This is a genomic window from Castellaniella sp. (assembly GCF_034675905.1).
Lineage (GTDB): Bacteria > Pseudomonadota > Gammaproteobacteria > Burkholderiales > Burkholderiaceae_B > Castellaniella.
Window position 1 is genome coordinate 178022 of the sequence record NZ_JAUCCV010000010.1, and the last position, 22797, is coordinate 200818.

17 protein-coding genes and 1 pseudogene are annotated in these 22797 nt (G+C 63.2%); 9 read left to right on the plus strand and 9 right to left on the minus strand.

Going from position 1 to position 22797, the window contains the following annotated elements; translation table 11 throughout:
• Positions 1–1509, minus strand: coding sequence for a threonine ammonia-lyase, biosynthetic (gene ilvA, locus VDP79_RS10940; protein ID WP_323018233.1), 1509 nt, complete (start codon positions 1507–1509; stop codon positions 1–3).
• A 171-nt stretch (positions 1510–1680) separates the two neighbouring features.
• On the opposite strand from ilvA, the gene VDP79_RS10945 reads away from it, so the two are divergent.
• A complete protein-coding gene (locus tag VDP79_RS10945) occupies positions 1681–3207 on the plus strand; it encodes a diguanylate cyclase domain-containing protein (protein ID WP_323018234.1) in 1527 nt (508 codons plus the stop codon).
• A gap of 21 nt (positions 3208–3228) precedes the next feature.
• On the opposite strand, the gene VDP79_RS10950 is transcribed toward VDP79_RS10945, so the two are convergent.
• The 5 genes from VDP79_RS10950 to VDP79_RS10970 all read right to left on the minus strand — a co-directional run bounded on the left by VDP79_RS10950 (position 3229) and on the right by VDP79_RS10970 (position 7424).
• On the minus strand, positions 3229–4095 hold the full coding sequence (locus tag VDP79_RS10950) for a D-amino acid aminotransferase (RefSeq protein WP_323018235.1): 867 nt from the start codon (positions 4093–4095) through the stop codon (positions 3229–3231).
• Between the two features lie 107 nt (positions 4096–4202).
• Positions 4203–4937, minus strand: a complete 735-nt coding sequence (locus VDP79_RS10955; RefSeq protein ID WP_323018236.1) for an amino acid ABC transporter ATP-binding protein — start codon at positions 4935–4937, stop codon at positions 4203–4205.
• A 16-nt stretch (positions 4938–4953) separates the two neighbouring features.
• The gene (locus VDP79_RS10960) at positions 4954–5643 is read right to left on the minus strand and encodes an ABC transporter permease subunit (RefSeq protein WP_323018237.1); all 690 of its coding nucleotides are present in this window, start codon (positions 5641–5643) and stop codon (positions 4954–4956) included.
• Positions 5644–5653: 10 nt separating this feature from the next.
• The gene (locus VDP79_RS10965; RefSeq protein ID WP_323018238.1) at positions 5654–6394 is read right to left on the minus strand and encodes an amino acid ABC transporter permease; all 741 of its coding nucleotides are present in this window, start codon (positions 6392–6394) and stop codon (positions 5654–5656) included.
• 127 nt (positions 6395–6521) lie between these two features.
• The gene (locus VDP79_RS10970; RefSeq protein WP_323018239.1) at positions 6522–7424 is read right to left on the minus strand and encodes an amino acid ABC transporter substrate-binding protein; all 903 of its coding nucleotides are present in this window, start codon (positions 7422–7424) and stop codon (positions 6522–6524) included.
• A gap of 301 nt (positions 7425–7725) precedes the next feature.
• Here VDP79_RS10970 and VDP79_RS10975 point away from each other — a divergent pair, with 301 nt between their 5' ends.
• From VDP79_RS10975 to VDP79_RS11010, 8 genes and pseudogenes are all read left to right on the plus strand, one after another.
• Positions 7726–8622, plus strand: a complete 897-nt coding sequence (locus VDP79_RS10975; protein ID WP_323018240.1) for a LysR family transcriptional regulator — start codon at positions 7726–7728, stop codon at positions 8620–8622.
• Between the two features lie 102 nt (positions 8623–8724).
• Positions 8725–9975: a D-amino acid dehydrogenase gene (locus VDP79_RS10980; RefSeq protein WP_323018241.1), complete on the plus strand. Its 1251-nt coding sequence runs from the start codon at positions 8725–8727 to the stop codon at positions 9973–9975.
• A 64-nt stretch (positions 9976–10039) separates the two neighbouring features.
• Positions 10040–10579, plus strand: a complete 540-nt coding sequence (locus VDP79_RS10985; RefSeq protein WP_323018937.1) for a YqaA family protein — start codon at positions 10040–10042, stop codon at positions 10577–10579.
• Positions 10580–11521: 942 nt separating this feature from the next.
• Positions 11522–12103, plus strand: a pseudogene (locus VDP79_RS10990) (GGDEF domain-containing protein); the annotation flags it as partial.
• A gap of 126 nt (positions 12104–12229) precedes the next feature.
• Entirely contained in the window at positions 12230–12961 is a 732-nt protein-coding gene (locus VDP79_RS10995; protein ID WP_323018938.1) for a response regulator transcription factor, read from the plus strand.
• On the plus strand, positions 12958–14076 hold the full coding sequence (locus VDP79_RS11000; RefSeq protein ID WP_323018242.1) for a FecR domain-containing protein: 1119 nt from the start codon (positions 12958–12960) through the stop codon (positions 14074–14076). The genes VDP79_RS10995 and VDP79_RS11000 overlap by 4 nt, the downstream gene beginning before the upstream one ends.
• 14 nt (positions 14077–14090) lie before the next feature.
• The gene (locus tag VDP79_RS11005; protein WP_323018243.1) at positions 14091–16025 is read left to right on the plus strand and encodes a CHASE2 domain-containing protein; all 1935 of its coding nucleotides are present in this window, start codon (positions 14091–14093) and stop codon (positions 16023–16025) included.
• 89 nt (positions 16026–16114) lie between these two features.
• On the plus strand, positions 16115–20047 hold the full coding sequence (locus VDP79_RS11010) for an FAD/FMN-binding oxidoreductase (RefSeq protein ID WP_323018244.1): 3933 nt from the start codon (positions 16115–16117) through the stop codon (positions 20045–20047).
• A gap of 66 nt (positions 20048–20113) precedes the next feature.
• Here the strand turns inward: VDP79_RS11010 and VDP79_RS11015 are convergent, their stop codons facing one another.
• From VDP79_RS11015 to VDP79_RS11025, 3 genes are read right to left on the minus strand one after another with little or no spacing between them, the layout of a single operon-like run.
• Positions 20114–20668 carry an adenine phosphoribosyltransferase gene (locus tag VDP79_RS11015; RefSeq protein ID WP_323018245.1) on the minus strand — a complete coding sequence of 185 codons (555 nt, stop codon included), beginning with the start codon at positions 20666–20668 and terminating at the stop codon, positions 20114–20116.
• A 49-nt stretch (positions 20669–20717) separates the two neighbouring features.
• Positions 20718–22265, minus strand: a complete 1548-nt coding sequence (locus tag VDP79_RS11020; protein ID WP_323018246.1) for a copper resistance CopC/CopD family protein — start codon at positions 22263–22265, stop codon at positions 20718–20720.
• Positions 22265–22792 (minus strand): YcnI family protein, encoded by a 528-nt coding sequence (locus tag VDP79_RS11025; protein ID WP_323018247.1) that lies wholly within the window; start codon positions 22790–22792, stop codon positions 22265–22267. Before VDP79_RS11025 ends, VDP79_RS11020 begins: the two co-directional genes overlap by 1 nt.
• Positions 22793–22797 lie beyond the last annotated feature (5 nt).

Below are 22797 nucleotides of genomic sequence, written 5' to 3' on the forward strand. Positions count from 1 at the left end.
CTACAGAAACAGCTGGTAGGCCGGATTGTCGGTCTCGTTCCAGTAGGGATAGCCCAGGGTCGACAGAAAGTCCTTGAAGGCTTTCTTGTCGTCCGGCGGCACCTGCATGCCCACCAGGATGCGGCCATAATCATCGCCCTGATTCCGGTAATGAAACAGGCTGATGTTCCAGTCGGGATTCATGGCGCCCAGGAACTTCATCAAGGCGCCGGGGCGTTCCGGGAATTCAAACCGGTACAGCACTTCATGCTTGGCCAGGCCCGAATGGCCGCCCACCATGTAGCGCAAGTGCGTCTTGGCCATTTCGTTGCTGGTCAGATCCAGCGTGGGGAATTCCTGCTTGCGGAAATGCGCCGCCAGTTTTTCGATTTCCGATTCCGAGCGGATCTGCAGGCCGACATACACGTGAGCCTGTTCGGCGTCGGAAATCCGGTAATTGAACTCCGTCACGGCCCGCTGACCGACCGCCTCGCACAAACGCAGGAAACTGCCACGCTTTTCCGGCAAGGTGATGGCGAACAGGGCCTCGCGCGCCTCGCCCACATCGGCGCGCTCAGCCACAAAACGCAAACGGTCGAAATTCATGTTGGCGCCACAGGTAATGGCCACCAGGGTCTTGCCTTTCCATTTCTGCTGGGCGGCATACCGCTTGGCCCCGGCCAGCGCCAGGGCGCCGGCCGGCTCCAGCACGCTGCGCGTGTCCTGGAAAACGTCCTTGATGCCGGCGCAGATCGCATCCGTATCCACGGTGATGAAATCATCCACGTATTCACGCACCAGGCGGAATGTTTCCTGCCCCACCTGCTTGACCGCCGTGCCGTCGGAAAACAAGCCCACGTCGTTCAGGCGTACCCGCCGGCCAGCCCGTACGCTGCGGATCATGGCGTCGGAATCTTCGGTCTGCACGCCGATCACCTGGATGTCCGGGCGCAATTGCTTGATGTAGGCGGCGACACCGGAAATCAAGCCGCCGCCGCCGATGGCAACAAACACAGCATCGATGGGGCCGGTGTGCTGGCGCAGGATTTCCATGGCCACAGTGCCCTGCCCCGCAATGACATCGGGGTCATCAAAGGGATGCACGAACGTCAGGCCATCCCGCGCCTGAAGTTCGGTCGCATGTTCCGCCGCCTCGGTGAAGCTGTCGCCAAACAGCACCACCTCACCGCCCAGCGCGCGCACGGCATCAATTTTGACCAGAGGCGTGGTCACCGGCATGACAATGACGGCCCGGCACTTCAAGCGGTTGGCCGACAGCGCGACGCCCTGGGCATGATTGCCGGCGGATGCCGCGATCACCCCGCGCTTCAGTTCCTCGGCGCTCAGATGCGCCATCTTGTTATAGGCGCCGCGCAGTTTGAAACTGAATACCGGCTGGGTGTCTTCACGCTTGAGCAATACCGTGTTGCCGATGCGCTTGCTGATTCGGGGGGCCAGGTCCAGGGGGGTTTCATGGGCGACGTCATAGACTTTGGACGTCAGGATGCGCTTCAGATAATCGACGGACATGGCACACAGAAGGTGATGAGGGAAGCTGAAAAGAATATCACAGGGAAAAACCGGATTCATGCCGGCCCCTGCAGCCCCTAAGATCACACTGCCCATCCACCACGCCGCCACGGTCCCAGCTCGACGAAAGCCAAGCAGCCCGGTACAGTGGCGCTAGCAGATACTACAGGCTTGAAATTTCACACTATGGGTACCGACGAGCAGCGCTATGCATTCTCCAAACCGCTGTGCATCACCAGCGCGCTGCTAAGTCTGATCGTCCTCAGTCTCATCTGGCTGGGCATTTCACAGCGGATCAGCACAGAGCGCGACCAGGCGGTCGAGGCCGCCATGCTCGCCAACTCCAATCTGACCATCGCCTTCGAACAGGACATCTTTCGCACGTTCAAGGCGGCGGAACAGGTCGCCGCCTTTGTTCGCGAAGGCTACCTGAAGCATGGCGCCGCCCCTGACCTGCAACAGTGGGTCCGGCAGCACGTCATCCGCGAAGACATGTTCACCATCATCAGCGTGGTGGACGAACACGGCACGATCATCGCCAGCAGCCAGGACACGTCCCCCACAGTCAATTACGCAGATCGGGATTTCTTTCTGGCCCAGCGCAGCAATACCCAGGACACGCTGTTCATCAGCCGCCCCGTGCTGGGCAGGGTGTCAGGCGAATGGCGCATCCCGCTGTCCTTGCGCATCTCACGCCCGGACGGCAGTTTCGCCGGTGTTGTGGTCATGGCGATCAACCCGGCCTATCTGACCAATTTCTATCGCCAGGCCAATCTGGGCGCAAACGGTCTGCTGGAAGTCACCGGGCTGGACGGCTATACGCGCGGACGCAAGATCGGCAACCAGATCAGCTTCGACCAGGATGCGCACGCGCTCTCCTGGTTCACCCGGCGCACGAGCGCCCCGACAGGCAATTTCAAGGACGACGCAGATATCGACGGCATCACACGCATCATCAGCTACCGGACCCTGGGCGACTATCCTCTCATGGCGGTTGTCGGGACCTCCTATGACGAGGCAGTCGCCGCCCACCGGCACCGGCGCACCGCCTATCTGCTGGTCGCCAGCGCCCTCTCGGTCCTGATTCTGTGTTTTGCCGCCAGTCTGATTCTGGCCATGTCACGCCAACGGGCCATCACCCTGGCGCTGCAGGCCAGCAAGGCCAAACTGGTACATGCCGCACGGCATGATCCGCTGACCGGGCTGCCCAACCGCGTCCTGTTTCAAGAACGCTGCTTAAGAGCCATGGAAGCCGCTCGGCGCCACGATACCCTGGCGGCAATCCTGTATCTGGATCTGGACGGCTTCAAAGAAGTCAACGACTGCTATGGCCACGCCACCGGCGACGATCTGTTGCAACAAGTCGCGCTGCGTCTGGCGCAGCACGTGCGCGCCGCGTCCGAAGATACGGTGGCGCGCTTCGGCGGCGACGAATTCGGCATTGTGCTCAATCACCTGGCATCCCAGGATGATGGCAAACACATCATTCTGCATATTCTGGCCGCCATGTCCCAGCCGTTTACGCTGGACGGAGCCGAGGTCCGGATCTCAGCCAGCATCGGCGCCGTCCTGTATCCCACGCACGGCGCCGACCTGAACACGCTGATCGGCAAAGCCGACACCGCCATGTACACCGCCAAGCACGCAGGCAAGAATCGCTTTGCCTGGTGGACAGCGGCGCGGCGGCAGACCGGCTGAGACCTGGCGCCGACGAGGCGCTTACAAGGCAGCGATGGCCTCGTCGTAAGCCGCCCGCAAGCGGGTATAGACAGGACCCGGCTTGCCCGTCCCCACCGGCTGCCCATCATATTGCGTGATGGGCAGGACTTCCTTGGTGGCCGACGACAACATCAATTCATCGGCAGCGGCGACCTCGGCCTGGGTAATGGGGCGGGACTCAAAAGGAATTCCGGCACGGGCGGCCAGCTGTTCCAGAAAGCCGTAGCGGATGCCTTCCAGGATCAGGTGATCCCGGACCGGCGCACGCATCACGCCGCCCTTGACCACCCAGATATTGCAGGACGAGCCTTCGGACAGCTGGCCATCGCGAAACTGCACGACCTCGTCCACTCCGGCATCCGTGGCGTACTGCTTGGCCAGCACATTGCCCAACAGGGAAACCGATTTGATCTCGCAATGCAGCCAGCGTTCGTCAGGCATGCTGACAGCCGTCATGCCGTGTTCCCGCTTATGCGCATCGGGGCGTTTGAGCGGCGAGACCATGCAAAAGACTGTCGCCTGACTGCTGGCCGGAAAGCCATGATCCCGTTTGGCCACGCCGCGCGTGACTTGCAGATACACCGTGCAATCCCCCTGGGCGTCCGTGCGCGACAGCATGTCGGCGACCAGGTTTTCCCAATCGGAGAGGCTGCGCCCGGTATCCAGGCGAATGGCCTTCAGGCTGCGCTGCAGGCGGGCCAGATGGTGCGACATCAGGAAGGGCTTGCCCCCATAGCAGGGGACGACTTCGTAAATGCCGTCGCCGAAAATGAAACCTCGGTCCAATACCGAGATCTTGGCATCGCCCAAGCGGACGTAATCGCCATTCAGATAGACAATGCTGTCATTGTCAACACCGGGAATCATGACTTATACCTTTAAAAATACGGAAAGAGCCCCCCACGCCGCACAGGCTTCGCCCGCTTGCCGCCCCTCAAGGGGGACCCTTTGCCTTGGGGCAGCCCGGCGGCAAATCAATGGTGCAGAATTTTCGACAGGAAGTGCTTGGCGCGGTCGGAGCGGGCATCCGGATTGCCGAAGAATTCGTCCTTGGTGCAATCCTCGATGATGGAGCCTTCGTCCATGAAGATCACGCGATCAGCCACGCTGCGGGCAAAGCCCATTTCGTGGGTCACGACCATCATGGTCATGCCTTCTTTGGCCAGATCGACCATGACGTCCAGCACCTCGTTGACCATTTCCGGGTCCAGCGCGGACGTGGGTTCGTCAAACAGCATGGCCATCGGGTCCATGGCCAGCGCCCGGGCGATCGCCACGCGCTGCTGCTGGCCGCCGGACAACTGACCGGGATATTTATCGATGTGGGCGCTCAGTCCGACGCGGTCCAGCAGGGCCCGGCCGCGTTCCTTGGCCTCTGTTTCGGGGCGGTTCAGAACCTTCATCTGCGCCAGCGTCAGATTGCGCATGACCGACAAGTGCGGGAACAGCTCAAAGTGCTGGAACACCATGCCGATGCGCGAGCGCAATTTCGGCAGATTGGTGCCGGCGCCGCCGACGGATACGCCGTCGATGAAGATCTCGCCCTTTTGAAAGGGTTCCAGCGCATTGGCGGTCTTGATCAGGGTGGATTTCCCCGAGCCCGACGGCCCGCAGATCACCACGACCTCGCCGGTGGACACCTTGGTGGTGCAATCTGTCAGGACCTGAAAGGAACCATACCATTTACTGACGTTCTTGAATTCAATCATGTTTTAACTCCTGCCCTCAGCGCACGATAGCGATGCGACGCTCAAGCCGCTTGACCGAGCGGGATGCAATATAGGAAATAATGAAATAGACGACGGCGGCGAAGATGAACATTTCCACCATGCGTCCATCGCGCTGGGCGATATTGTTGGCGGCCCCCAGGAAGTCGGTCAATGACAGCACGTAGACCAGGGACGTATCCTGAAACAACACGATCATCTGGGTCAGCAGCACCGGCGTCATATTGCGAAATGCCTGCGGCAGCACGATCTGCCCCATGACCTGCCAGTAGTTCAGCCCCAGCGCATAGCCGGCCCCGACCTGCCCGAAGGGAATCGACTGGATGCCCGCGCGCATGATCTCGCAGAAATAAGCCGCCTCGAACAGCACGAAGGTGATCATCGCCGAGGTGAACCCACCCACGGCAATCGGTCTCCCCGCCCCAGTGACCCAGCCAATGATGTAGGGCACCAGAAAGTAGAACCAGAAGATGATCAGGATCAGCGGCAAGGCCCGCATCAGGTTGACATAAAACCCTGCCACCCCCGAAATGACCCGGTTTGAAGACAGCCGCATCATGGCCATCAAGGTACCCAGGATCACGGCGCCGATCGTCGACAACACCGTCAGTTTCAGTGTGAACACCAGACCCGTACCCAGCACATACGGCAGGGTGCGCCAGATGACATCAAAATCAAATGCATGCATGATCGCCCCTTTAACGCTTGGTGCCGATGAAACCCGGCACGCTGATCCATTTTTCGAGCAAGCGCATCAGTACCACCACCACCAGATTGATGATGAGATACAAGATGGTCGCAGCCGTGAAACTTTCGAAAATCTGGAAGGAGAATTCCTGCATGGAACGGGCGGCCCCGGTGATTTCCAGCAAGCCGATGGTAAAGGCGATGGACGAGTTCTTGATCAGGTTCAAGGCCTCGGAGGTGAGCGGCGGCATGATGATGCGCACCGTCATGGGCAACAGCACGTAGCGGTACATTTGCGGCCGGGTCAGACCCAGGGCCGTCGCCGCCATGCTCTGCCCGGTGGGCAGCGCCGTGATACCGGCCCGCACTTGTTCGGCGATCCGGGACGAGGTGAATAGGCCCAGACAGACGGTCGCCGTCCAGAAAGTGCTCCAGACCGGGTCGGCTGTCTTGATCATGTCGCCCAGCGCCTTGGGCACCAGTTCGGGAAACACGAAATACCACAAGAACATCTGCACCAGCAGCGGGACATTGCGGAAAAGTTCGACATAGGCCGCGCATACGCGCTCTACCCAGGCGATGCGGGTCGTGCGCAAGACCCCGACCACGACGCCGACGACCAGGGCAATCACCCAGGCCAGCACCGACACGCCGAGAGTCCAGTACATGCCCCGGATCAAGGTATACAAATAGGTTCCGGTGCCGTCAGGGGCGTCCGCCCAGAAAATCAGCCAGTTCCAGTGGTAATTCATACGAATATCCTGTGCAGCGCGTCCAGATGCGAAAACCACACCCAGCGGCGCCAGTGATGCAAACGGCACCCCCCAGCGTTCAATCCGGGAGGTGCCGCCACTTTTGAAGTGTTTCCCTGAAGACTATTTATTTATAGTCGGCGGGATTGGGCGAGTCGGTCGGATGCGCGATGACATTTTTCAGTTCAGGCGTCATCGGCCAGTTCAGGTTGATGTTCTTGGGCGGAATCGGCGAGGTGAACCATTTCTTGTACAGCGCGTCGATTTTGCCGTCCTTCATCATGGCCTTGACCGCATTGTCGACCGCCGTCTTGAATTGCGGGTCGCCCTTGGGTTCGATCATGCCGTAAGGTTCGATCGTGTAGGCCTTTTCGCTGATCATCCAATCGCCCGCATTTTGCGAGTTGGCCACCAGACCAGCCAGCAGGATGTCATCCATGAAGAATGCCGTCGCACGGCCGCTGGAGACGGTCAGGAAGGCTTCGGAGTGATCCTTGGCCGGGATGATGCGCATGCCCAGATTCTGATCAGCATTGACCTGGGTCAACCATTTCAGATTGCTGGTGCCGGATGTGGATACCACGGTCTTGCCCTTGAAGTCGGCCAGATCGTTCAGCTTGGAAGCCTTCAGGGCGGCGAAACGCGTGGCGGTGACAAACGTGGTCGGCGTGAAGGCGACCTGTTCCTGGCGCTGAGCGTTATTGGTGGCCGAGCCGCAGGAAATATCCACGGTGCCATTGGCCACCAGCGGGATCCGCGTGGAAGAGGTCACAGAGACCAGCTTGATCTTCAGGTTGGGCAGGCCCAGGTCCTTTTTCAGGGCATCGGCAATCCCGTAGCAGATGTCCATGGAATAGCCGACAGGCTTTTGATTGTCGTCCAGATAGGAAAACGGAATCGAGGAATCGCGATGCCCGAGGGTCAGTTCCCCCGTGGCTTTGATTTTGTCGATCCGGCTGGTTTCGGCCTGGGCGGCGGTCATGCCCGCGACCGAGACGGCAGTTGCCAGAATGATGGGCAATAGTTTCATGGTTCCTCCTGAAAAGCTTGTTGTAATAGGTGTTCCGTCGGTCATGACGGGAACGGGGCCTGCCTGGGGTACGGCAAGCGACCGTTAGTTTAATCATTTTGTCGTCCTCGACACCACGCCGCATGAAACAGCAAGGTGATCCGTACCATTATCAGCAGATCACCGTGTTCCAACAAATAGCAATTTCACGGGGTCCCATAACGACAGGCTATGCTCTATACTGCTAGGCTGACAGACGTCACCAGCTGCCATATCCGGCTGTTCCAGCCGGCTTTTATTTCCTCCTTTCATTCGATACCCCATGCGGTTGCGGCACATCGAAATCTTCGAGGCCATACGCCAGGCCGGGTCGCTGACCCAGGCGGCTGCTTTGCTGAACATCTCGCAGCCCGCCGCCAGCAAGATCCTGGCTCACGCCGAATCCCAACTGGGTTTCAAGCTGTTTGACCGGGTCAAAGGCCGGCTCGTCCCCACCCGGGAAGCCGAAATCCTGACCCCGCAGATCGAACAGCTAGGCCAGGACCTGGCCCACGTGCGCCGGCTGGCGGCCAATCTGCGCCAAGGCAGGCAAGGACACCTGCGCATCGGCTGCGCACCCGCCATCGGACTGGGGCTGCTGCCCATGGCCATCCAGCGCTTCCATCCGGGGTCCGACGCCTCTTTCAAGATCAGCACCCTGCACAGTCCCGACCTGGTCGAAGGCCTGCACGCCCAGGAACTGGACTTGGTGATTACCTTCGACGATCACGATCACCCCGGCCTGCGCCGCATCCCTATCGGCGTCACGGAACTGGCCTACCTGAGCCTGACCCCCACCGCCAGCCCCATCAAACTCACCCAACTGGCCAGACGACCGGTCATCGCGCTGGACACCCGCGATCAGGTCGGCACCGTCATGGACCACGCCCTGCAACAGGCAGGCATCAGCCTGGACACCCGCATCATCGTCCAGACCCACTACGTAGCCTGCAGCCTGGTCGAGGCCGGCTGCGGCGACGCCATCGTGGACTTGCTGACCGGGCGCGCCATGCTGAAACCCGGCATGACGCTCAGCCGCCTGGATCCTCCCGTACCGATCCCGATCAACATCATGGTGCACGCCAACGACCCCCTCAGCCTGTTGCATCGCGACTTCATCGATTGCATTCAGGACATCTGCACGGCGCTCTCCCACCCGCCGCCCACCCCCGCTTCCTAAGCACCCATACCCATTGGTTATGGATGATGCCTTGATCGGCATTTGTCACCGCCCTGGCTGAGACCGACAATTCCCGCTGTTCCCTGTTCATGGATACGGAAAATGCATGCATGCGTGATTGGCGCCGGTGTCATCGGTGTGACGACGGCTTGGCAACTGGCCCGCGAAGGCTGGCAGGTGACGCTGGTCGATGCGGCCACCGAACCGGCCAGCGGCGCCAGCCATGCCAATGGCGGACAGCTCAGCTACAGCTACGTCGCCCCCTTGGCCGGACCTGGCGTACTGCCGCACCTGCCAAGCTGGCTGCTCAGCCCCAGTTCGCCGCTGCGCTTTCGTCTGCGCGCTGATCCTTTGCAATGGCGCTGGTGCCTGCAATTCCTGCAGGCCTGCAATGCCCGCGCCGCTTCGGCGACATCCGCGCAACTGCTGGCCTTGTCTTATCTCAGCCGGCAGGTGCTGCACGACATTCAGCAGGACAATCCCATCGACTTTGCCCATGCGCGCAACGGCAAGCTGATCGTCTACCGCACGCCCGCGCTGCTGGACAAGGCGCGCGCGCAGGTCGCCCTGCAGGCCGATCTGGGATCCGACCAGCAGATCCTGACGACCGAACAGCTGATCGCACAAGAGCCTGCGCTGGCGCCGGCCCGCGCCACCCTGGCGGGCGCGATCTATACGTCCAGCGAAGAGTCCGGGGACTGCGCCCGCTTCACACAAGGACTGGCCAGGCAGCTGGCGACCATGGGTCAGGTGACGCTGCGTCCGCAGACCACTATTCAACAGCTGGAACGCCATCACGGGCGCATCCGCCGCCTGTTGACCGTGACCGGGGAAGCCATCGAGGCAGACCAGTTCGTGCTGGCCGCCGGCATGGGCAGCCGCCCGCTGTTGGCTGCCCTGGGCGTACGTGCGCCCCTGTATCCCCTGAAAGGCTACAGCCTGAGCCTGCCGTGCCATCAGGAACAGGTCCCCGCCATCAGCGTGACCGACTACGAACGCCGCACGGTCTATGCCAAACTGGGCGATACCCTGCGTATTGCCGCGATGGTCGGCATCGGCATGCCAAGTCAGGGCATCGAAGCCGACCGCATTGCCCTGGTCAAACGGCAGGCGCAGGAACTGCTGCCGCAAGTGAACCTGGGTCCGGCGCAGGCTTGGGCGGGACAGCGTCCGGCGACCCCGCATGGCCGCCCCCTGATCGGCCGCAGCCGGGCCGCCGACAATCTGTGGCTGAACATCGGTCACGGCGCACTGGGATTCACGCTGGCCTGCGGCAGCAGTCATCTGCTGGGCAGTTTGATGGCCGGCGCAGCACCAGCCATCAACCCCGCCCCCTTCCGACCCGACTGCTGAACCTCGCGAACGGCGCCCCACCCCCGTCTGATCACCACCCCAGTTGGATTACACTGCCTCCACCATGGAAGCCTGGCTGCAATCCTCCATCCACGCCCTGCTGGCCGCACTGGCCTTGCCTGGGGTCGGCTTGCCCGCCATCTTCGTGATCAGCCTGGTGTCCGCCACGCTGCTGCCCCTGGGATCCGAGCCGGCCGTCTTCACTTACGTCCATCTGGCGCCGCATATGTTCTGGCCGGCTGTGCTGGTCGCCACGCTGGGCAACACCCTGGGCGGCGCCATCACCTACGCGATGGGTGCGGGCGCTGAAAACATCTGGCAGCGCTGGCGCCACCCCCACACGACGGTCTCGACGCCAGCCGCCCTCCCGGCAGGCGGTCGCTGGCACGGCCTGACGACCGCTTGGTTTCGCCGCTTCGGGCCGCCAGCACTGCTGCTGTCATGGCTGCCGGGCGTGGGAGATCCTTTATGCGCAGTCGCCGGCTGGCTGAAGCTGCCCTTCTGGCCCAGCGTGTGCTACATGGCCATCGGCAAATTTTTACGCTATGTGATGATGACCGCCGCCCTGATGCACGCCTGGCCCTGGCTCAGCCAGTGGTTGTAGCGTCTGCAACGCACCGGCAACCTTCAAATATCGTCAAAGAATGCAAATACATGGATACCATCTGATAGATTGATGGTAAGTCAATGTATTCAGCTGCGGCATTTCATGTTTTCACCTCACCGCTCTCCGGACAGCACAGGCCGTTCCATCGCCTGGGCGCTCTTGGTGCTGGCGGCTACTTTTCTTCTGACCCTGCTCAGCCAGCCGTTCCCAAGAGAAGCGGGTCCCGCCCTCTGGCCTCTCGATGCCATACTGGCGGGCCTGCTGCTGCGATTCTGGGTGCTCAGGCATGCCGCCGTCTGGCTCGCCATCTACGCCGGGCCAACCCTTGCCCGCATGCTCCTGGGCGGCTCCTGGAACCTGTCCAGCCTGTATAGCCTGGTCGATCTGTCAGGCATACTGGCTGCCCAGTATCTTCTGACTTCCCACTGGGCGCCCAAAAACCTGCGCAGCGCCCAAGCGATCGGCCGGGTACTGCTTGCCTGCACGGCAGCGGCCGCCATCAACACCAGCATGGCGCTGACCTTGCTGCCCTGGGCGCATCAATCTGGCATGACAGCCACTGCCGCCGACTGGCTGTTCAGCCGGTTATTGGGCTACTGCGCATTCCTGCCGCCTATCCTGCTGCTACCCAGACGCGGATCGCGCCTGGCGGATCAGGCCTCCCTCTGGCGCAAATGGTTCAAGCGCCTGAAACAACCGCGATCCCTGCTGCCGCTTGTCACCCTGATCGCCAGTCTGGGGCTTTGTTTCCTGTTGGGCGGCCTGGGCGCCATTGCCTTCCCCATCCCTGCTCTCTTGTATTGCGCCTGGCTCTACCGCCAGCAGACCAGCGCCTGGTTGACCGCCGGCACAGCCGGGCTGCTGATCCTCAGCGCCATTCAAGGCTGGATTCCCACCTATTATCTCTCGGCGCCCGCAGCAACGGCTCCCTCCTGGGCGATGGCGTCGCTGCATCTCGGCATTCTGCTGCTGGTGGCAGCGCCCTTGCTGCTCTCCGGCACCGTAGCGGCGCACCATGAGCAGGTCTCCACCCTGACCCAGGCGCTGAACCACGACACCCTCACCCGAGCCTTGTCGCGCGCCGCTTTTTTAAAAGATTCCCAGGCACATCTACGCAGCACATCGGCCCCATCGCCACAGGCCGGCATGCTGATGCTGGACCTCGATCACTTCAAGCATCTGAACGATCACTACGGCCACGCAGCGGGCGATCAGGCCTTGAGAGAATTCTCAAGCTGCATCCATGCCGCCATCCGCCCGGGCGATCTATTCGGCCGCTTGGGCGGTGAAGAATTCGGCATTACCCTGCCGGGCACATCACTACAGGCATCCGCAGACATCGCAGAACGCTTGCGCGCTTACATCGAGGCGCTGGTTATCCGCGTATCCGACGGCACGAGCCTGTTCATCACCGTCAGCATCGGCGTTGCTCATACCTCGCAAAGCCCTCACGACAGCCCCGACGAACTGCTGACCTACGCCGATCAGGCGCTATACCAGGCAAAACGCAGCGGCCGCAACCAGGTCTGCGTCTACCGTGACGCCGCCCGCTTGGCCGAGCCGCCCGATCCCCCTGCACCAGACAGTTTCACATTGCCATCAGAGCACACGTCTACTAGCATAGCGCCAGCCACGAACAGGATTGCCATGACTGCCTCTGCCGACCTCCTCCCCTTGATCGCCGTGCTGGAAGACGACCCGGCGCAATCCGCATGGCTGCAGCAGATCCTGCTGCCGGCCGGTTTCGGCTGCCAGGCTTTCGACAAGGGCAACGATCTGCTGGCCGCTCTGCGGACCTCCAATACCTTCCAGCTGCTGCTGCTGGACTGGGAACTGCCTGGCATCAGCGGCATGGAAGTCCTGCGCTGGGTCAGGGCCAACCTGCCGGGCAACATTCCGGTGATTTTCGTCACCAGCCGCACGCTGGAAAGCGACCTCGTCGAAGGCCTGGATGCCGGGGCCAACGATTATCTGTGCAAACCCTGCCGCCCCGCCGAGCTGCTGGCCCGCATCCGCGCCCAACTGCGTCCGCAGCAATCCCATGCCAGCCCCGACTCCCGCTTTCACCTGGGAGAATTCTCGGTCGACCCCAGCAGCCGGGAGATCCACCTGCGTGGTGAAATCATCCAGATGACCCCCAAGGAATTCGATCTGGCCGCCCTGTTCCTGCGGCACCCCTGGCGGCTGTTTTCCCGTGACGACCTGAGTACGCTGGTCTGGAACCGGGAAATTCCCAGCACATCCCGCACACTGGACACGCACTTGTCCAACATCCGCAAAAAACTCCAGCTCGGCCCGGCATCCGGCACCTTGCTGAACGCATCGTACGCGCTGGGCTATCGGCTCGAGCTGCTGGAAGATCCACAGGAAGATTCATGACGTTCTCTACTTTGCCTGCTCGCGTCCGCCGCCGCGCGCCCTTGGGTATGGTCTTGCTGGGCGCAAGCCTGGCGCTGCTGCTTGGCACGACTGCGCACGCCCGCCCGCTGGGCGCCCAAGGCGACTATTTTCTCTACCAGGTCGAACCGGGCGATACGCTGGAAGCGCTGGCGCGCCACTACACGCTGGACCCCGGCAACTGGCCTACGCTGCAAACCCTGAACCAAGTGGCGGACCCCTACCTGCTGCAGATCGCCCGGGTGTTGCGTATTCCACTGGCCATCATTCCCCGGCGCCCGGCCCAAGCCAAAGTAACGCACCTGAGCGAGCAGGCAACCCGCAACGGGCAGCCCCTGCGAGCCGGTGACAGGCTCGAAACCGGCGACACCCTGCGCAGCAGCCAGGGGTCCGTTACCCTGACCCTGGAAGACCATAGCCTGCTCACCATCGCCCCCGACACCGAAATACAGGTCCGCAACCTGCAGACCTTTCGCGGCAGTGAGCTGAGCGACACGGTATTGAGCCTGCCCCACGGCAGCGTCGAATCTTCCGTGGCGCCGGATAAAACCGGAGTGGGTCGCTTCGAGATCCGCACGCCCGCTACCGTCACCGGCGTGCGCGGCACGCAACTGCGCGTCCATGCCAACAAAGCCGGCTCCCGCCACGAAGTGCTGAGCGGCGAAGCCGCGATCCGGAACGCCGCCCACGCCGAGCAATCGCTCGCCCGAGACCACGGGGCCGCCTACGATACCTCCGGGGCCTTGCTGGGCACCCACGCCCTGCTCCCTGCCCCCCAGCTTCATCCGCTCGAAAAAGGCGCCTCGTCGCTGACATGGTCGCCGGTGCCCGGGGCCTCGGCCTACCGGGTCCGCATCGCGCTGGAATCCGCCGGGACACAACTGGAATTCAACCAGCAGGTGACGCAGCCCCAGATCTCGCTTGTCCCGTCAGGGATCGGCGTCCGCTACGTCTTTGTCCGGGCAATCGACGCGCTGGGGATTGAAGGCAGCGACGCCAGGCTGAGCATCTGGACTCCCGATGGCCTGATCAGTTCAGACGGCAATCCTGTGCGCGGCGGCAGCGACGGCGCACCGATCCGCCTGATGGACTACTAAGGCTCCGCCAAGGCATGTCCCCGCCGCCCAGCCACCATCCGCTCCGCCTGCAGCGGCGCCTGCTGGCGGAATGGCTGGGCCTGACCCTGGCGTTATCGCTGCTGATCATCGCCATCTCGGTCGGGGGCCGGTCCCCGATCTTGCGCGACATCAACCAGCAGGCCTACGACCTGAGCATGCAGCTCACCCCGCGGCCTATCGCTGACCGCGACATCGTCCTGGTCACGATCGATGACGCCAGCATTGAAGCGCTGGGTTATTGGCCCTGGCCGCGATCCGTCCATGCGGCGCTGCTGCCGCACCTGCGCCAGGCGCGAGCGGTCGTCCTGGACCTGATTCTGGCTGACCCACGCCCCGGCCGCCCCCAGGATGATCAGTTGCTGGCCGACGCCATGACCGATCACGGACGCGTCGTACTGCCCGAAGTGCTGGACCCGGAAGGCCGGCATGTGATCCGTCCCCTGCCGATACTCGCACAGGCGGCGGCCGCCATCGGCCGCATCGATACGCGGGCCGGTCCCGACGGGCGCCTGCGCGCCATCACACTGCAGCGCACCAGCCGCCAAGGGGATCGCATGCCCCATCTCAGCGTGGCGTTGACGCAAATGGCCGGCCTGCAGACTGCGGCACAACAGGCATCCTCCCCGCCAGCCGACACGCCGTCCTATCTGCAGTTCACGGACCCTGCGCACAGCTTTGTCCGCTACCCCTATGCGGCGGTCCTGGGGGGCGCGATTCCAGCAACAGAATTTCAAGACAAGATCGTCCTGGTCGGGGCATGGGCCTCCGGGTTGGGGGACCAACTGCCCACCGCCATGGGCAGCGGCCTGACCGCCGGGGTCGAAATCCTGGCCGACAGCATCCAGAATCAGAAGCAATCCTTATGGATCCGCATCACGCCGCCCTGGGTCACGATGCTGGTTTCTTTATGCATTCTGTGGCTGGCTTGCCTGGGTTTGCGCAGATTGTCCCCGCGCGCGGGCCTGGCGGGCACGCTGGCCGCGTTGCTGAGCTTTCTGCTGGCGGATGCCTGGCTCCTGTCCCAGGCGAACCTCTGGGTGCCCCCTGCGGGCCTGCTGGTGGCGATTCTCCTGGCCTACCCGCTATGGGGCTGGCGCATACAAGAGGCATCCCTGCAGCATATCGACCGGGAACTGGAACGCCTGCAGATCCCCTCCAGGCAGAGCCAGACGCCACCCGCCCGATGGGTCGGCCCCAACACCCTGCCAGCGCGCGCGGCTCGCCTGCAACAGGCGGTATCCCGCCTGAAAACAGCCGCTCAGGATCAAAGAGACACTCTGGGCTTCATTTCCCACGATATGCGTTCACCGCAAAATGCCATCCTGGCGGCCATCGACCTGCACCGTCAAACGCCCGCGCAATGGAGCAAAGCCGCCACGCTGTCCCACATCGAACAACAAGCCCATACGACCTTGCATCTGGTGGACAATTTCGTCCAGCTGGCGCGCGCCGAATCCACGCCCTTGCAGAAGCACCCTTGCATCCTGGACGATCTGGTCCAGGACTGCTGTGATCGCCGCTGGTCCCAGGCGGCGCAACGCCGCATCACACTGACCTTCAAACCCTGCGGCCACGAAGACACCATCGACATCGATAGCGAGCTGATGCGCCGCGCCGTCGGCAACCTGCTGGACAACGCCATCCTGTACAGCTTCGAAGACGGAGAAATACAGTGCCGCATCGACAGAAATGCATCCTCCTGGTGCATCCATGTCCAGGATGCCGGTCCCGGCATCACGCCTGAACAGGCGCCCCATCTGTTCACCCGCTTCTGGCGCGCCGCCGGAGACGGTAAAAAGCCGGCAGGCAGCGGCCTGGGCCTGGCTTTCGTCCAGACGGTCGCGCAACGCCATGGCGGTCAGGCGAGCTGCACCAGCGAGCCGGGACATGGCGCCCGCTTCAGCATCCAGCTGCCGGACGTCAACTAGCGGCCAGACAGCCGGGCCGGCCGAGTTTTGCCATTACACTAAGCGATTGCCCCTGCCTTCCATAGGGACACTACCGCCACGATGCCCTCATGAACGCCCCCGTCGCCTCCGAACTGCTCGAACCCGCCCAAGCGCCTCGCCTGCGCGAAATTCCCTACAACTACACCTCCTGGTCGGATCGTGAAATCGTCCGCCGGCTCTTGGGGGAATCCGCCTGGCAACTCCTGTCCGAACTGCGTGGACAGCGGCGCACCGGCCGATCCGCGCGGATGCTGTTCGAAGTGCTGGGCGATATCTGGGTCGTGCAACGCAATCCCTACCTGCAAGACGACCTGCTGGACAATCCCAAGCGCCGCCACCAATTGGTCGAGGCGCTGAACCACCGCCTGAACGAGGTCGACCACCGCCGCGACGATGACCACGGCCCGCGCGACGCCCAGGTCCAGCAGCTGCTGGCTGCCGCCCGTACCGCTGTCGCCACGTTCGAGGACGATTTCATCACGGTGGAAAAGCTGCGCCACGACGCCATGAAGCAGCTGTCGCGCCTGACCAAACGGGACAACATCCGTTTTGACGGCCTGTCACGGGTGTCGCACGTGACCGACGCCACCGACTGGCGGGTGGAATATCCCTTTGTCGTGCTGATGCCCGACACCGAGGACGAGATCGCCGCCCTGGTGCGCGCCTGCATCCAGTTGGGCCTGACCATCGTGCCGCGCGGCGGCGGCACCGGCTACACCGGCGGCGCCATTCCCCTGACCTGGCGCTCCGCCGTCATCAACACCGAAAAACTGGATGCCATCGGCCAGGTCGAAGCCATCGCCCTGCCGGGCGTCGACGCGCCGGTGCACACCATCCTGACCGGGGCCGGCGTCGTCACGCGCCGGGTGGCCGAAGCCGCCGAAGCTGCCGGGCGCGTCTTTGCCGTGGACCCGACGTCGGCGGACGCATCCTGCGTGGGCGGCAACGTCGCCATGAACGCCGGCGGTAAAAAAGCCGTGCTGTGGGGTACTGCACTGGACAATCTGGCCTGGTGGCGCATGGTAGACCCCCAGGGCAACTGGCTGGAAGTCACCCGCCTGGACCACAATCTGGGCAAGATCCACGATGCCGCGCAGGCCTGCTTCGAGCTGAAATGGTTCGACGGCAAGCAACGCCCCGGCCAGACCGTACTCAAAACAGAAGTCCTGACCATCGAGGGCCATCGTTTTCGTAAAGCCGGGCTGGGCAAAGACGTCACCGATAAATTCCTGGCCGGCCTGCCCGGCGTGCAAAAAGAAGGCTGCGACGGACTGATCACCGCCGCCCGCTGGATCCTGCACCGCATGCCTGCACACACACGCACGGTCTGCATGGAGTTCTTCGGCCAGGCCCGCCAGGCGGTCCCGTCCATCGTCGAAGTCAAACACTATCTGGACACCGATGGCCGCGCCGCCGGCGCCATCCTGGCCGGCCTGGAGCATCTGGACGAGCGCTACCTGCGGGCCGTCGGCTACGCCACCAAAAGCAAGCGCGGCACCCTGCCCAAAATGGTGCTGATCGGCGACATCGTCGGCGACGATGAGCACGCGGTGGCCTTGGCCGCCAGCGAGGTCGTGCGCATCGCCAATTCGCGCCACGGCGAGGGCTTCATCGCCGTCAGCCCCGAATCCCGCAAGAAATTCTGGCTGGATCGCGCCCGCACCGCAGCGATTTCCCGCCACACCAACGCCTTCAAGATCAATGAAGACGTGGTGATCCCGCTGCCGCGCATGGGCGAATACACGGACGCCATCGAACGCATCAACATCGAACTGTCCACGCGCAACAAGCTGCGCCTGATCGACGCCCTGGAAAGCTATCTGCAGGGAGACCTGCCCGTCGGCAAGGCCGAAGACCCGGACGACGCCGAACACACCCGGGACTTCATCCTCTCCACCCGGCGGCACGATGCGCTGGCCACCCTGGCGGCTGTCCGCACCCGCTGGACCTGGCTGCTGGAGCATCTGGACGCATCGCTGGCGGACCACCGGGACACGCTGACAGGCCTGGGCCTGGACGCCTTGCTGCCCGCCCTGGACGAACGCCTGGCCTCGCAGCCGGACAGCCGTATCGTGGACATCATCCAGGATCACACGCTGCGCATTTCCTGGAAGACCGACATCCGCGGCGCCATGGAACGCCATTTTGCCGGCGCGGAATGCGCCGCCGTGCTGGCGGGCCTGCAGGCCACCCACGACCGCATCCTGAAAAGCCGCGTGTTCGTCGCCCTGCACATGCACGCGGGCGACGGCAATGTGCACACCAACATCCCGGTCAATTCCGACGACTACGAGATGCTGCGCGAAGCCAACCAGGCCGTGGCCCGCATCATGAAAATCGCCCGCAGCCTGGACGGCGTGATCTCCGGCGAACACGGCATCGGCCTGACGAAATTCGAATACCTGAACGAGGCCGAACTGGCGCCGTTCCAGGACTACAAACGGCGCATCGACCCGGATGGCCATTTCAATGCCGGCAAGCTGATGCCCGGCGCCGATTTGTCACGCGCCTGGACGCCCAGCTTCAACCTGCTGGGCTACGAATCGCTGATCATGCAGCGCAGCGAAATCGGCGCCATTTCCAATGCGATCAAGGACTGCCTGCGCTGCGGCAAGTGCAAGCCGGTCTGCGCCACCCACGTGCCGCGCGCCAATCTGCTGTATTCGCCGCGCAACAAGATCCTGGCCACCTCTCTGCTGATCGAGGCCTTCCTGTACGAGGAACAGACCCGGCGCGGCGTCAGCATCCGCCACTGGGAAGAATTCGAGGACGTGGGCGATCATTGCACCCTGTGCCACAAATGCTACAACCCCTGTCCCGTGGATATCGACTTCGGCAACGTGTCCATGGACATGCGCGCCCTGCTGCGGCGCATGGGGAAAAAATCCTTCAACCCCGGCACAGCGGCGTCCATGTTCTTCCTGAATGCCAAGGACCCGCGCGTCATCAAGGCGACCCGCACGGCCATGATCGACATGGGTTACAAAGCCCAGCGTCTGGCGCATGACCTGCTGGCCCCGATCGCCAAGAAACAAATGGCCCACCCGCCCGCCACGGTAGGCAAGGCGCCGGTCCGCGAGCAGGTGATCCACTTCATCAACAAGAAAATGCCCGGCGGACTGCCCAAGCAGACGGCACGCAAGCTGCTGGACATCGAAGACCCCGATATCGTCCCCATCATCCGCAATCCGGCCACCACGGCCCCCCATAGCGAAGCCGTGTTCTATTTCCCCGGTTGCGGATCGGAACGCCTGTTCTCGCAGGTGGGCCTGGCGACCCAGGCCATGCTGTGGCATGTCGGCGTCCAGACGGTGCTGCCGCCCGGTTATCTGTGCTGCGGCTATCCGCAGCGCGGCAATGGTCTGGCCGACAAGGCCGAGCAAATGGTGACAGACAACCGCGTGCTGTTCCACCGCATGGCCACCACGCTGAACTATCTGGATATCAAGACGGTGGTGGTCAGTTGCGGCACCTGTTACGACCAGCTGGAAAGCTACGAGTTCGACAAGATTTTCCCTGGCTGCCGCCTGATCGACATCCACGAATACTTACTGGAAAAAGGCGTGGACATCGCCGGAGTGCAGGGCGTGCGCTACATCTACCACGACCCCTGCCATACCCCCATGAAGCAGCAGGATCCGATGAAAACGGTGAAATCACTGCTGGGTGAATCCAACGCGATCAAGACCGACCGCTGCTGCGGGGAATCGGGCACGCTGGCGGTGTCGCGGCCTGATATTTCGACGCAGATCCGCTTTCGCAAACAGGAAGAACTGGCAAAGAACACCGCCGCCATCCGCGCCGATGGTTTCCAGGGCGAGGTCAAGATGGTGACGTCCTGTCCGTCCTGTCTGCAGGGGCTGGCCCGCTACGAACAGGATACGGGGCTGTCAGCAGATTACATCGTGGTAGAGATGGCCAAGCACCTGCTGGGGGAAAACTGGATGCCGGATTACGTCCAGGCGGCGAATTCCGGGGGGATTGAGCGGGTGCTGGTGTAGAAAGACAGGCGCGCGCGCCGGAGACTGATATCTCGGGGGCGCGCCCAACACCCGGTCCTGCGCGGTTCAGGCTTCCTTGCCCGTGGCGAATTCGCAGACCGTGTAGACAGGCAGGCCCGAATCGCGCACGGCCTTGGATCCGCCCAGATCGGGCAGGTCGATGATGGCGGCGGCTTCGGCGACGTTGGCGCCCAATCGCTGCAGCAGGCGCGAGGCGGCCAGCATGGTGCCGCCGGTGGCGATCAGGTCGTCGATCAGCAGGACGCGCTGGCCGGGGCGCACAGAATCGGTGTGCATTTCTACCGTGGCATTGCCGTATTCCAGGGCGTATTCCTCTGCCACGGTGCGGTAGGGCAGTTTGCCCTGCTTGCGCACAGGCACGAAACCCAGATTCAGTTCGTAGGCCAGCACAGACCCGACGATGAAGCCGCGCGCGTCGATGCCCGCCACCAGATCCAGGCGCTGGCGCATGTAGCGATAGACAAACAGATCGATCAGCACCCGAAACGAGCGCGGATCCTGCAGCACAGGCGTAATGTCGCGAAACTGGACACCCGCCTTCGGCCAATCGGGTACGGTACGGATCGTGTCGCGGATGTACTGGGCCGGATCGGTTTGCATGGCATCATCCTGATAGAAAGCGAGGCGGCCACAGTGTAGCCTGGAAATTTCACCATCGGGCCTGCAATGTGATCTGGTCAAAATCATCGACCAGCACGGTCACCCCGACCTGCGCACGCCCGTTTGACGGCAAAACGGGCAAGGCGATGCGCCACAGGCCATCAGCTTGCCGTTGCGCGGTCCGGCGCACCGGCTCGATGCCGGCGTCAGGGGCTCCCACGGCGACGGCCACGCTTTGCGCGATGAACGGCTTGCCGTCAGGCTGCGTCAGGTGGATCGTCCAGCTGCCGCCGAACGGTTCCAGCACCACCTGCACCCGGTCATCGGCCAGCGTCACGGCGCTGGCGACCGCGACGGGGGCTGAGGCCAGGCTGCGCGGTGGCGGCGTAAAGCGCCACAAAGCCACCACCGCCAATATCACGACCGCCAGGACGATCTCGGCGCGTATGGCGCTGCGCAGACGGCTGCGGGCTGTTCCCCGACCGGCCAGCACCGGCCCGGTCAGACGCCAACGGTTATAGGCAGCCAGGCAAAACAGCAGCCCGACCAGACACAGCTTTGCGGTCAATACACGGCCATAATCCGTATGCCACAGATCGGCGACACGATCCAGCTGCAGCACGGACAGCAAGGCGCCGCTTAGGACCAGCAAGGCCACCACCGGCGTGATCCAGCATGAAAACCGCGCCAGCGCACGATGGCCGCCAGCAGCCTCCAGCGGACGGCGCAACAGGCGCGACAAGGGCATCAGGACGCCGATCCAGGCAATCGCCATCATGACATGCAACGCCACGGCAGGGCGCGACAGCCACTGGGGCGGCGCCGTCCCGGCATGCCCGCTGACCGCCAGCGCCATGCCGGCAAACAGCAGGCTGGCCAGCGCCGCACCCAGGAACAGACCTCGGGGGCGCAGCACCTGAGCCAGCGCGGCAGCCCCAAACCCTATGGCCGCGAGACCCAGGGTCGCTGCGTAAGTGCTGGCCAGGGCTTGCGCCCATGTGGCAGGCTGCGCCAGCGCAGCCCAGGGCGCATCCCGCAGGTCCAGTCCCTGCAGGCCCAGACTGACGGGCAGCAAGACCACCCCCAGGCTGATCGCAGGACGAGACCATGTGTTCCGTCCGTTTGCGTCCAAAAACCGGGACAGGGCGGCGCCCACTGCCGTGAACAAGCACAGGTATCCCAGCCATCGGACGATCCAGATAGCCAGGCTACGGGCGGACGCCGGCGGGCCAGCAGCCGCCACAGGCGCGCTGCTGGCGCCGATCGCATAATCCAGCGTGCCGCCCACAGGATGCCCATCCGTCGAAACGACACGCCAGCTCAACAGATACGTCCCCTGCGCGCGGTCCTCAGGAACGGGAATGCGGACCTCCCGCCCCTGATCCTGCACCGGCCCAAGGGCCAGCGACTGGCCATCCGGCCCGACAAGCTGCGCCGCCGTGACACCGACAGGTTCACTGAAGGTCAGCACGACGGCGGCAGGCGCCTGTGCCAGCACAGAACCGGATGCAGGCGACGCCGTCACGAGCGCCGCATGCCCCCAAGCCAGCTGCGACCCCGTCAGCAAGCAGCCCAGCGCGACGAGCAGGACTCTCATCAGTGATGATGCCCTGCTGCCGCTGCAGGCGCCACCAGCTTGACACGCGGCGCGGCGCCTTCGGCTTCTTCACCCCCGCTGGTATTGATCCAGCGATCCACCCCTTGGGCGCATTCCTGCACGACCGGGAAATACAATGTCGAGCCCGCCTTCAACGAAGACGACAGGAAAGCGCGAAACACGAACTCGTCGTAGTAGGCGTCCGGTAAAGCGCCGCTCCAGCTGACTTCCCGCACCCCCTGATCCAGCTTGGCGCCGTGCAGCGTCTGCGGCTGATCGTATTTGCCCTGGACGATGTCAGTCTTCCAGCCGGCCTTGGGCTGCGGCTTGACCGCCAGCACGCCTTCCGGGATGCGTACCCGCAAGCGGGTGGTATCAGACCCCTGGCAGCCATGCGGAACACGCACCACCGCCATGTAGTAGCTGCCCACGGTCGCCTGCCCGGTTGCCAGCGTCACGTGCGCCTGGGCGGCGGGAAGGGAAAAAAACAACGCAGCAGCGGCGCCGCCGATAAAAGACAATTTCATGAGAT